Consider the following 11766-nt stretch of genomic DNA (forward strand, 5'->3'; position numbering starts at 1 on the left):
GCCATGCATCTTCTCCCGCGCGATCTTCACAGTCTCGACGACGCCGGCGCGGCGACGGATCTCGGCCAGTCTCCGGCCGAAATTGTTTTCCTTTCCTTCTCGGATTCGGAGCTGCGTCTCGTCGCGCGCCTGCATGATGAAGCGCGCGCGGCGCTACCGAGCCTGCGCTGCGCACAGCTCGCACAGCTGAAGCACCCCTACTCCGTCGATCTCTATCTCGACTCGGTCGCGCGCCATGCGAAGCTCGTCGTGGTGCGCCTGCTCGGCGGCAAGGATTACTGGGCCTATGGCGTCGGGCAGCTCGAGGCGCTCGCGCGGCGCAGAGGCCTCGCGCTCGCGATCGTGCCTGGCGACACGGTCGCCGACATGCGCCTCTCCAATGCGTCGACGCTGGACGACGCGGCGCTCGCGCGCATCTGGCGTTACTTCCAGGATAGCGGGCCGGATAATCTGCGATCCTTTCTCGGCTATGCGTCCACACTCTCCGGGCGCCCGGCCGTCTGGCGCGAGAGCGTCCCTGTCGCGAGCGCCGGCCGCTTCGAGGCCGCTTGCCGCGAGGCGCCCGCGGATGCGCCGCGCGCTGCGATCCTCTTCTACCGCTCGCTCTATCTCGCGGACGATGTCGCGCCGATCGCGGCGCTCGCCGAGGCTTTGCGCGCACGCGGCTTCTGCGTCGAGGCGACCTATGTCGCGAGCCTGAAGGAGCCCGAGAGCGAAGCCTTCGTCGCGCAATCGCTGGATCGCTTCGCGCCCGACGTCATCCTCAACGCCACCGCCTTCTCGGCGCGGCGCGACGGCGGCGGCGTGCTCGACCGCGCCGACGCGCCTGTCTTGCAGGTCGCGCTCGCGACCTCGACGCGCGACGCCTGGACCGCTTCCGCGCGCGGCGCCAATGGGGCCGATCTGGCGATGAATGTCGTGCTGCCGGAAGTCGACGGCCGCATCTTCACCCGCGCCATCTCCTTCAAGGAAATCGCCGCGCGTAGCGCCGCCGAGTTCGACGAGCCGCGCCATGCGCCCGAACCGACGCGCATCGCCTTCGTCGCCGATCTCGCAGCCAACTGGGCGCGGCTGCGCCGCAAGCCCAACGCCGAGAAAAGCCTCGCGCTCGTCCTTTCGGATTATCCCGCGCGTCGCGGACGCGGCGGTTACGCCATCGGGCTGGACGCCGAAGCGAGCGCCAGCGAAATCGTCTCGGCGTTGCAAATTGCGGGTTACAGGCTCGGCGACGCCTCGCTTGCGCGCGCAGGAGACGGGCGCTCGCTCGTCCGCTCGCTCGAAGACGGCGCCTGTTGCGTCGATTTCCCGCTCGCCGATTACCGCCGCCTCCACGCGGCCCTGCCCACCGATTTCATCCGGGCCGTGGAGGAGACGTGGGGCGCGGCCGACGACGATCCGGCGGTCGTAAACGGCGCCTTCCGCTTCTCCTGCGTCACGGCCGGCGCTCTCGTCGTCGCCCTGCAACCGGATCGCGGCGCGCGCGGAGAGCGTTACGAAACCTATCACGACATGCAGCGGGCGCCGCGCCACGCCTATGTCGCCTTCTATCTCTGGCTGCGTCACGTCCGCGAGATCGACGCGCTGATTCACCTCGGCGCGCATGGCACGCTCGAATGGCTGCCGGGCAAATCCGTGATGCTGTCGCAAGGCTGCGCGCCGGAGGCGGTCCTCGGGCCGACGCCGCTCGTCTACCCCTTCATCGTCAACGATCCGGGCGAGGCCGCGCAGGCCAAGCGCCGCACGAGCGCCGTCGTCATCGGCCATCTCACGCCGCCGCTCATGACGGCCGACCTTTACGACAAGGCGCAGACGATCGAGACGCTCCTCGATGAATACGCCTCCGCCGCCGCGCTCGATCCGCGCCGGGCCAAGTTGATCGCGGGAGCCATTCTGGATGAAGCCGAGCGCATCGGGCTCGCCGAGGAATGCGGCGTTACGCGCGAGACCGATCTCGCGGAGACGCTGGCGCGGCTCGACGCCTGGATGTGCGATCTGAAGGAGCTGCGCATCGGCGACGGCTTGCATGTGTTCGGCCGCGCCGACGCCGACCCGGCGCGCAACGCCTGCGCCGCCTCCGAGCGAAAGGCGTTGATCGCGGCGCTCGCGGGCCGTTTCGTGGAGCCCGGCCCCGCCGGCGCGCCCTCGCGCGGCCGCGCCGACGTGATGCCCACCGGCCGCAACCTCTATTGCATCGACCCGCGCCACGCGCCCACGCGGACGGCCTATGAGATCGGCCGCCGCGCCGCGCGCGAGATCATGACCGCCCATGCTCAGACGCACGGCGAATTCCCGCGCGCGATCATGCTCGATCTCTGGGGCAGCGCCACCATTCGCACCGGCGGCGAGGATGTCGCGCAGGCGCTCGCCTTGATGGGCGTTGCGCCGCGCTGGGACGATGCGAGCGCGCGCGTCATCGGGTTCGAAATCCTGCCGCAAGCCCGGCTCGACGTCCCGCGCGTCGATGTGACGCTCCATGTCTCGGGGCTTTTCCGCGACATGTTTCCCGGCCTCATTGCACTCTTCGACGACGCCGTGCGCGCCGTCGCCGCATTGGACGAAGACGCGGACTTCAATCCGCTGAAGGAGGCTTCGGAACTCACCCGCGTCTTCGGCGCGGCGCAGGGAGCCTATGGCCTCGGCATCGGCGACAAGGTGGTGCGCGGCGAATGGGCTTCGCGCGAGGATCTCGCCCGCGCCTTTCTCGCCTCTGGCGGCCATGCGCTCGACCGCGCGGGCGACAGCGCGCCGGCGCTCGACGCGTTCAGCGCGCAGGTCGCGCGCGCCGACGTTCACGTGCATGTGCAGGACATGGCGGAAGTCGACGTTCTGACCGGCCCCGCCTTCGTCGATTATGAAGGCGGCTTCGCCGCAGCGAACCGGATGCTGGGCGGCGCGGCGGCTCTGGTGCATCTCGACGCGACGCGGCCCGAGACCTTGCGCGCACGGCCCTTGAAGGACGAAATCGCGCGTGTGCTGCGCATGCGCGTCTGCAATCCGCGTTGGCTCGAGGGCCAGATGCGCCATGGCCATCGCGGCGGCGCCGAGATCGCCGAGGCGATCGACAATCTCCACGCCTTCGCGGCGACGAGCGGCCTCGTCACCGACGCGCAATACGACCTCGCTTTTTGCGCGACGCTCGGGGACGACGAGGTGCGAGAATTTCTGGCGCGCGAGAATCCCCGCGCCATGGAGGCGATGGCGCGCGCCTTCACCGATGCGCTCGCGCGCGGGCTCTGGCGCACGGGCCGCAACAGCGTGCGCGATCTTCTGGCCGATGTCGGAGGCGTCGATGCCGCACGCGCCTGAGACCGCGCTCCGCCCATCGGGCGCCCCCGAGGTGAAGGGCTGGTGTCCGGGGGCCTTTGCGCCCATGCGGAGCAATGACGGGTTGCTCATGCGCGCCAAGGTCATCGGCTCGCGCATCGGCGCCGCGCAGCTCGCCGCTCTTGCCGCTGTCTCCACGGAATGCGGCAATGGCCTCGTCGATCTGTCGCAGCGGGCGCAATTACAGTTGCGCGGCGTGCGCGAGGGCGCGCTCGGCGAGGCGCGCGCGGGCCTCGATAGCGCCGGGCTACTGGCGCGAGACGCGGCGGCCGAGCGCGTGACCAATATCGTCGCCTCGCCGCTCGCCGGCCTCGATGGCGGCGCCTTCGACGCCAATGCCCTCGCCGCCGAACTTGCGCAGGCGGTGCAGGACGAGCCGGAGTTCGGCACCCTTCCGGCAAAGTTCTTCCTTGCGGTCGACGACGGCGGCGCGCCGACGCTTGGCGATGTGGGCGCGGATATACGTATCGAAGCCGCCGGCGCCGAAAGCGTGGCCCTGAGCCTCGCGGGCTGCGACGATGGCGCGGCCGTCGTCTCTCTTGCGGAAGCCGTTCAGGCCGCGCTCGCCCTTGCGCGCGCCTTTGTAACGCTGCGCGACGGCGCGTTCGAGCTGCGCCGCATGCGCCGCCTCGTGGCCGCGATCGGCGCCGAGGCGGTGATGAGACAGGCGGGACTCGTCACGTCGCCTCATGCGCGCGCCACGCAGGCCAGTCCCGCCGTTCTCGGCGCTTTCTCCCAAGGCGTCTGCTATGCCGGCGTCGCAGCGCCGTTCGGCCGCTGGCGTGCGGCGCAGCTTGCGCGTCTCGCGGCGCTCGCCGAGAAGGAGGGGCTCGCCGAAGTGCGGCTCACGCCCTGGCGCGCCTTTCTCATTCCGACCGCGACGCCTGGCGCCGCGCAGCGCATCGTCGCGGAGGCGCAAGAACAAAATCTCATCGTCTCGGCGAATGATCCCCGCCTCGCCGTCGTGGCCTGCCCCGGCGCGCCGGAATGTCCGCAGGCCCAGGGCGCGACACGGGCGCATCTTGCGCAACTCGCACCGCTCGCGCAAAAGCTTGCGGGGAAAGATGGCGTCGGCCTCCATCTCTCCGGCTGCGCCAAAGGCTGCGCGCGGCCGAGGCGCGCGGCCGTGACGCTTGTTGCGAACAATGGGCTTTTCGATCTGGTCGTGAACGGTCGCGCGAGCGACGCTCTCAGTCTGACCGGGCTCGCCATCGACGCCGCAAAAAGCGCGCTCGCCGCGCGCGCAGAGGAAAACCAATGTCCGACGCTTTGACCTATATTCGCGACGGCGCGGCGATCTATGAACGCTCCTTCGCGATCATTCGCGCCGAAGCCAATCTCGCCCGCTTCACGCCGGAGCAGGAAAAGGTCGCCGTGCGCATGATCCACGCCTGCGGCATGGTCGAGCTCGCCGACGATATAGAATTTTCCGAGACTTTCGTCTCGGAGGCGAAAGCCGCTCTGCGCCGGGGCGCGCCCATTCTCTGCGACGCCAATATGGTCGCGCATGGCGTGACCCGCGCGCGCCTGCCCGCGCAAAATCCCGTGGTCTGCACGCTGGCCGAGCCCACTGTCGCGGCGCTTGCCGCGGAGCTCGGAAATACGCGCAGCGCCGCGGCCATGGAGTTGTGGCGCAACCGACTCGACGGCGCCGTCGTCGCGATCGGCAATGCGCCGACGGCGCTCTTTCGCCTGCTCGAAATGCTCGACGAGGGCGTCCGCCCCGCGGCCGTGATCGGCATGCCGGTCGGCTTCGTCGGCGCGGCGGAATCGAAGGACGCGCTTGCGGCCGACGGGCGCGCGCCTTACGCGATCGTCAAGGGCCGCAAGGGCGGCAGCGCAATGGCCGCCGCCGCCGTCAATGCGCTCGCGAGCGAGAAAGAATGAACGCGCATCCGGCGACATCGAAGGAGCGCGCCGCCACGCTCGGCGCGTTGATTGGCGTCGGGCTCGGCCCCGGCGACCCGGAGCTCGTGACGGTGAAGGCCGCGCGTCTCATCGGGCAAGCCACGACGCTCGCCTATTTCGCCAAGCGCGGCCGCGCGAGCCACGCCCGCGGCATCGCCGAACGCTACTTCCCGAAAGACTGCGAGGAACTGCCGCTTCTCTATCCGGTCACGACCGAAATCCCCTTCGACGACCCCGCCTATGTGGCTGCGCTCGCGGGCTTCTACGAAGAGAGCGCCGCGCGCATCGGCGCGCTGCTCGAGCGCGGGCAGGATGTGACCTTGCTCTGCGAGGGCGATCCCCTCCTTTACGGCTCCTTCATGCATATGTTCACCCGTCTCGAACGCCGTTTCCGCATCGAGATCTGCGCAGGCGTTTCCGGCATGTCCGGATGTTTCGCGGCGGCGCGCCAGCCCATGACATGGGGCGACGACATTCTCACGGTTCTGCCCGCGACGCTCGACGAAGACACGCTCGCCGAACGCCTCGCCAAGACGGACGCCGCCGTCGTGATGAAGCTCGGCGGCAACTTCGCGAAGCTGCGCCGCGCCATGCGGCGCGCTGGCGTCATCGATCGCGCCGTCTATGTCGAGCGGGGCGCCATGGCGGGCGAGAAGATCATGCCCTTCGCCGAGAAGCACGACGACGTCGCGCCCTATTTCTCCATGGCGCTCGTGCCGGGACAGGGCCGGCGTCCGTGAGCGGCCGACTTTACATCGTGGGCCTCGGTCCCTCTGACGAACGCTTCCTCACAAGCGAAGCGCGCGCGGCGCTTGCCGAAGCGCAGGACATCATCGGCTACGAGCCTTATGTCGCCCGCGTCCCCGTGCGCGAAGGACAGACGCGGCTTGCAAGCGACAATCGCGTCGAACTCGACCGCGCGCGCGAGGCGCTGATCCGCACGCAGGCGGGCCGCATCGTCGCGGTGGTTTCAGGCGGCGATCCCGGCGTCTTCGCCATGGCGGCGGCCGTGTTCGAGGCGGTGGATCATGGGCCGCTCGAATGGCGCGATCTCGACATTCGCGTGTTGCCCGGCGTTTCGGCCATGCAGGCCGCCGCCGCGCGGCTCGGCGCGCCCCTCGGCCATGATTTCTGCGCCATCTCGCTTTCCGATAATCTCAAGCCCTGGGACATCATCGAGAAGCGACTGGAGCACGCCGCGCGCGGCGACTTCGTCATCGCACTTTACAATCCGGCCTCGCGCGCCCGCCCGACGCGCATCGCGGACGCCTTCGCCCTGCTGCGGCGCTTCCTTCCCGGCGAGACCTTCGTCGCCCTCGCGAAATCCGTTGGACGTGAGAAGGAAGACATCCTCTTCACCCGGCTCGACGAGGTCGACCCGACGCAAGTCGACATGTCGACGCTCGTCCTCATCGGCGCGAGCGGCACGAAGCGCATCGCGCGGGAGGGCGCGCGCGACTGGGTCTATAGCTCGCGAAAGGCGCTCTAGAGTGGAGAAATGGCTCTCCATCATCGGCATCGGCGAAGGCGGCCTCGAGGCTTTGACGCCCGCCGCGCGCGCGCTCGTCGCCAATGCCACGCTCATCGTCGGCGGCGCGCGGCATCTGTCGCTCATCGGCGACGTGCGCGCCGAAAAGCTTCCCTGGCCCACGCCGCTCATGGAGGCCATTCCGCGCCTCATGGCCCAACGCGGCCGACCGACTGTCGTGCTCGCCTCGGGCGATCCCTTCTTCTATGGCGTCGGCGAGCTCATCAGCCGGCATGTTCCGGGAGACGAAATCTTCGTCGTTCCCGCGCCTTCGGCGTTCTCGCTCGCCGCCGCGCGGCTCGGCTGGAGCCAGCAGGATTGCGCGCTCGTCTCCCTGCACGGGCGCGCCTTCGAGCGCATCGCGCCGCATCTGCAGCCGCGCGCGCGCATCATTGCGCTCTCCTGGGACGAAACCACGCCCGCGCGCATCGCCGCGCATCTGGCGGCAAACGGCATGGGCGCCTCGCGGCTCATCGTTCTCGAACGGCTCGACGGCCCGCAGGAGCGCATCCGCGAGACGCGCGCCGACGCTTTTTCTCTCGACGACATTGCGACGCTCAACACGGTCGCCATCGAGGTCGTCGCCGACGCAAGCGCGCGCATCGTCCCGCGCGCGCCGGGCCTGCCCGACGACTGGTTCGAAAACGACGGCCAGCTGACCAAGCGCGAGATTCGCGCCGTCACGCTTTCCGCGCTCGCGCCGCGCAAGGGAGAGACGCTCTGGGACATTGGCGCGGGCTCGGGCTCCGTCTGCATCGAATGGATGCTCTGCGATTCCGCCAATCGCGCCATCGCCATCGAACGCGACGCCCTCCGCGCGACGCGCATCGCGCGCAACGCGCATGCGCTCGGCGTCCCCGATCTCGCGATCGTCACCGGCGCCGCGCCACAGGCGCTGGAGACTTTGCAAACGCCCGACGCCATCTTCATCGGCGGCGGCGCCAACGCCGAGACGCTGAAGGCCGCCTGGCGCGCGCTTCCGTCGTCCGGCCGCCTTGTCGTCAACGCCGTGACGCTCGAAACGCAGACGCTGCTCGCGCAAGCCTTCGAGCAAAAAGGCGGCGATCTCATCCATCTGCAAATCGCGCGGGCGCGCCCGGTCGGCCGCTTTCACGCGCTCGATCCCGGCATGGGCGTGCTGCAATGGCGCGTGGTGAAGCCATGAGCGTGCGATACGCCGCCGGTCTCGGCGCGCGCCGGGGCGTCGCCGCCCAACCGATCGTCGATCTCGTGCGCGAAGTCGCATCGCGGCACGGGGCGCCGCTCTCGCGCGTGACGCTCTGCACGCTCGAAAGCAAGGCCGACGAAGCGGGACTGCATGAAGCGGCCCAGACGCTCGGCGTCGGCCTCCTTTTCCTGCCGCTGGAGGCGCTCAAGGCGCGAAGGGGCGCGGCGCCCACCCACTCCCCGCGGGTGCAGGCCATGTTCGGCGTGGGCAGCGTCGCCGAAGCCGCCGCGCTCGTCGGGGCCGGACCCAACAGCCGGTTGCTCGCGCCCCGCGTCGCGACGCCCACCGTCGCCTGCGCGCTGGCCATCGGCGAAGAGGATGAACAATGACCGTCCATTTCATCGGCGCCGGCCCCGGCGCGGCTGATCTCCTGACGCTGCGCGGCCGCGATCTCATCGCGCGCTGCCCGGTGTGTCTCTATGCGGGGTCTCTCGTGCCGGCGGGCGTTCTGGCGCATTGCCCGAAGGGCGCGCGCATCGTCGATACGGCGCCCCTGTCGCTCGACGACATCATCGCGGAAATGACAGCGGCCCATGAAGCCGGCCTCGAGGTGGCGCGGCTGCATTCGGGCGATCTCTCCATCTGGAGCGCCGTCGGCGAACAGACGCGCCGCCTGCGCGCGCTCGGCATTCCCTATACGATGACGCCGGGCGTCCCGGCCTTCGCCGCCGCCGCCGCCGCCCTGCAACGCGAGCTGACGTTGCCGGAACTCGCGCAGTCCGTCGTCCTGACGCGCACCTCGGGCCGCGCCTCGGCCATGCCGGCGCGCGAAAAGCTCGCGACCTTTGCGCAATCCGGCGCGACGCTCGCGATTCATCTTTCGATCCATGTGCTCCCGCGCGTCGTCGAGGAGCTCATGCCCTTCTACGGCCCCGAGTGCCCCGTTGCGCTCGTCTATCGCGCCTCCTGGCCCGATGAGAAGATCGTCAGGGGCGCACTCGCAGACATCGAGAGCCGCGCCGCCGAGACGCCCATGGAGCGCACCGCGCTGATCCTCGTCGGTCCCGCCCTTGGCGCTGAGGATTTCCGAGAAAGCGCGCTTTATAACGCGGGCTATGATCGTCGCTTCCGGCCGCGAGGGGAATTGTGACGGCGCCTGGTCTTCTGATTGCCGCCGCCCGCTCCGGCTCGGGGAAGACGACGCTGGCGCTTGGCCTCATGCGGGCGCTGACGCGGCGCGGCCTGCGCGTGAGCGCCGTCAAATGCGGCCCCGATTATATCGATCCCGCCTTTCACGCCGCCGCGACCGGGCGCGACAGCCTCAACCTCGACTCCTGGGCCATGAGCGCCCCGACGATCGGCGCGCTCGCTGAGCTGGCGAGCGCGGGCGCAGACCTCATCGTCGCCGAAGGCGCCATGGGTCTTTTCGACGGCGCCCCGGGCGGCGCGTCGGGCGTGGGCGCGAGCGCGGACATCGCCGCGATGCTGGGTTGGCCGGTTCTGCTCGTGCAGGATGTTTCGGGACAGGCCCAGACGGCCGCAGCCGTCATTCGCGGTCTGGCGTCTCACGACTCCCGGCTGACGATCGCGGGCGTCATCGCCAATCGCATCGGCAGCGCGCGCCACCGGCGATTGGTCGCGGACGGGGTGGCCGCTTTGGGTTTGCCCCTTTTCGGCGCCCTGCCCCGCAACGAGGCGGTCGGCCTGCCGGAGCGTCATCTCGGACTCGTGCAGGCCGGAGAGACCGCACAGCTCCATGAGCGCCTGAATGCGCTTGCCGATTTCGCCGAAGCTCACATCGATCTCGATGCAGTCGCCCAAGCGGCCGCCGTCGCCCCCTCGCTACCTGCGCCGAACTTTTCGATAAAGCCGCCCGCCCAACGAATCGCCATCGCCCGAGATGAAGCATTTTCGTTCTTTTATCCTCATCTTGCCCGCGGTTGGCGGGCTGCCGGAGCCGAGCTCTTCCCTTTCTCGCCGCTAGCCGACGAAGCGCCTCCCCAGCACTGTGAGCTGTGCTGGCTACCCGGCGGCTATCCCGAGTTGCATGCGGGACGTCTCGCGCAGGCCTCGACCTTCCTCGCTGGCCTGCGCGATTTCGCTCGAACGCGTCCCGTTCACGGTGAATGTGGAGGTTTCATGGTTCTCGGCCGCACGCTCGTCGACGCGACCGGCGACGCGCATCCAATGGCCGGGCTGCTCGATCTCGAAACCAGTTTTGCGACGCGCAAACTTCATCTCGGCTACCGCATTGCGCGCCTCCCTGCCGACCATTGCCTCGGGCCGAAAGGTAAAATCATACGCGGCCACGAATTTCACTACGCCTCGGTCGTCAGACAATCAGGCGAACCGTTCGTTATGGCCAGAGACGCCTATAGCGACAGCGAAATGCGCGAGGGCCTCCGACAGGAGCACGTTTCCGGCTCTTTCTTCCATGTGATCGGCTGATGCTCCCTGAGCAAAAAAAGGGGCCGCCGGAGGTCCAGCGGCCCAAGTCAAGGGAGGAAACGCCCAAGGAGGGCTACGAAGCGAGATCAATCTCGCTGCGTGTTTCTTTTGTAATGCTGCAATGCACAAGTGTCAAGAGGATTTTTGCTGCATCGCAACCACTCACAGGTCGAGCCGTCTATTTTCGATTTTTTGCTAATTTTTGAAGTCCTTGGATGCGGGGGCAGGATTTGAACCTGCGACCTTCAGGTTATGAGCCTGACGAGCTACCGGGCTGCTCCACCCCGCGCCGAGGGACTGACGCTAAAAAGCGCCGCGGAAGTGGGCGGCGCTTTTATGTTTGGATCGGAAGAGGCTGATTTATGTGTTTGGCAGGCCTGGCGACGACCTACTCTCCCAGGTCTTGAGACATAGTACCATTGGCGCGGAAGCGTTTGACGGCCGAGTTCGGGATGGGATCGGGTCTGATCGCTTCGCCGAAGGCCACCAGGCCGGCGAAACACATATTGAAGCAAGGGTCTTTCCAGCCGTCCTCACTGTTATGAGGATGGGCGTTGATAAATGAGAGCGATCAAGCCGATCGAGCTATTAGTACCGGTAAGCTACGCGCGTCGCCGCGCTTCCACACCCGGCCTATCAACGTGGTCGTCTTCCACGGCTCTCGAGGGAGAACTCGTTTTGAGGTGGGTTTCCCGCTTAGATGCATTCAGCGGTTATCCCGTCCATACATAGCTACCCTGCACTGCGGCTGGCGCCACAACAGGTCCACCAGAGGTATGTTCATCCCGGTCCTCTCGTACTAGGGACAAATCCTCTCAATTCTCCTACACCCACGGCAGATAGGGACCGAACTGTCTCACGACGTTCTGAACCCAGCTCACGTACCACTTTAATCGGCGAACAGCCGAACCCTTGGGACCTTCTCCAGCCCCAGGATGTGATGAGCCGACATCGAGGTGCCAAACAACCCCGTCGATATGGACTCTTGGGGGTTATCAGCCTGTTATCCCCGGCGTACCTTTTATCCGTTGAGCGATGGCCCTTCCACGAGGGACCACCGGATCACTATGACCGACTTTCGTCTCTGCTCGACTTGTCTGTCTCGCAGTCAGGCAGGCTTATGCCATTGCACTCGACGAGCGATTTCCGACCGCTCTGAGCCCACCATCGCGCGCCTCCGTTACTCTTTGGGAGGCGACCGCCCCAGTCAAACTGCCTACCATGCATTGTCCCGGACCCGGATGACGGGCCTCGGTTAGACATCCATGACGATAAGGGTGGTATTTCAAGGGTGGCTCCACACGAGCTGGCGCCCATGCTTCAAAGCCTACCACCTATCCTACACATGCCGACACGAATGCCAATGCAAAGTTACAGTAAAGGTGCACGG

At 67.8% G+C, this 11766-nt stretch carries 9 protein-coding genes, 1 tRNA gene and 2 rRNA genes (1 of these 12 only partly in view); 9 read left to right on the forward strand and 3 right to left on the reverse strand.

Annotation, left to right across the window (positions count from 1 at the left end):
• The first annotated feature begins 3 nt into the window (after positions 1-3).
• From cobN to WOC76_RS15420, 9 genes are read left to right on the forward strand one after another with little or no spacing between them, the layout of a single operon-like run.
• The gene (cobN, locus tag WOC76_RS15380) at positions 4-3306 is read left to right on the forward strand and encodes a cobaltochelatase subunit CobN (protein ID WP_341431483.1); all 3303 of its coding nucleotides are present in this window, start codon (positions 4-6) and stop codon (positions 3304-3306) included.
• Positions 3290-4597, forward strand: coding sequence for a precorrin-3B synthase (gene cobG, locus WOC76_RS15385; RefSeq protein WP_341105635.1), 1308 nt, complete (start codon positions 3290-3292; stop codon positions 4595-4597). The genes cobN and cobG overlap by 17 nt, the downstream gene beginning before the upstream one ends.
• Positions 4582-5211: a precorrin-8X methylmutase gene (locus WOC76_RS15390; RefSeq protein WP_341105634.1), complete on the forward strand. Its 630-nt coding sequence runs from the start codon at positions 4582-4584 to the stop codon at positions 5209-5211. The genes cobG and WOC76_RS15390 overlap by 16 nt, the downstream gene beginning before the upstream one ends.
• Positions 5208-5972: a precorrin-2 C(20)-methyltransferase gene (locus tag WOC76_RS15395; protein WP_341105632.1), complete on the forward strand. Its 765-nt coding sequence runs from the start codon at positions 5208-5210 to the stop codon at positions 5970-5972. Before WOC76_RS15390 ends, WOC76_RS15395 begins: the two co-directional genes overlap by 4 nt.
• On the forward strand, positions 5969-6721 hold the full coding sequence (cobJ, locus tag WOC76_RS15400; protein ID WP_341105630.1) for a precorrin-3B C(17)-methyltransferase: 753 nt from the start codon (positions 5969-5971) through the stop codon (positions 6719-6721). The genes WOC76_RS15395 and cobJ overlap by 4 nt, the downstream gene beginning before the upstream one ends.
• Position 6722: 1 nt before the next feature.
• Positions 6723-7925, forward strand: coding sequence for a precorrin-6y C5,15-methyltransferase (decarboxylating) subunit CbiE (gene cbiE / locus WOC76_RS15405; protein WP_341105628.1), 1203 nt, complete (start codon positions 6723-6725; stop codon positions 7923-7925).
• A complete protein-coding gene (locus WOC76_RS15410; protein ID WP_341105626.1) occupies positions 7904-8317 on the forward strand; it encodes a cobalamin biosynthesis protein in 414 nt (137 codons plus the stop codon). Before cbiE ends, WOC76_RS15410 begins: the two co-directional genes overlap by 22 nt.
• Complete coding sequence (gene cobM / locus WOC76_RS15415) at positions 8314-9078, forward strand: precorrin-4 C(11)-methyltransferase (RefSeq protein ID WP_341105624.1); 765 nt, start codon at positions 8314-8316, stop codon at positions 9076-9078. Before WOC76_RS15410 ends, cobM begins: the two co-directional genes overlap by 4 nt.
• A complete protein-coding gene (locus WOC76_RS15420; RefSeq protein WP_341108751.1) occupies positions 9072-10376 on the forward strand; it encodes a cobyrinate a,c-diamide synthase in 1305 nt (434 codons plus the stop codon). The genes cobM and WOC76_RS15420 overlap by 7 nt, the downstream gene beginning before the upstream one ends.
• A 212-nt stretch (positions 10377-10588) precedes the next feature.
• On the opposite strand, the gene WOC76_RS15425 is transcribed toward WOC76_RS15420, so the two are convergent.
• The 3 genes from WOC76_RS15425 to WOC76_RS15435 form a co-directional block, all read right to left on the reverse strand.
• Positions 10589-10665: transfer RNA gene (locus tag WOC76_RS15425), tRNA-Met, on the reverse strand.
• Positions 10666-10751: 86 nt separating this feature from the next.
• Positions 10752-10867 (reverse strand): 5S ribosomal RNA (gene rrf, locus WOC76_RS15430).
• Positions 10868-10943: 76 nt separating this feature from the next.
• A 23S ribosomal RNA gene (locus WOC76_RS15435) occupies positions 10944-11766 on the reverse strand (it continues 2029 nt past the right edge of the window).

Source organism: Methylocystis sp. IM3 (genome assembly GCF_038070105.1).
Lineage (GTDB): Bacteria > Pseudomonadota > Alphaproteobacteria > Rhizobiales > Beijerinckiaceae > Methylocystis.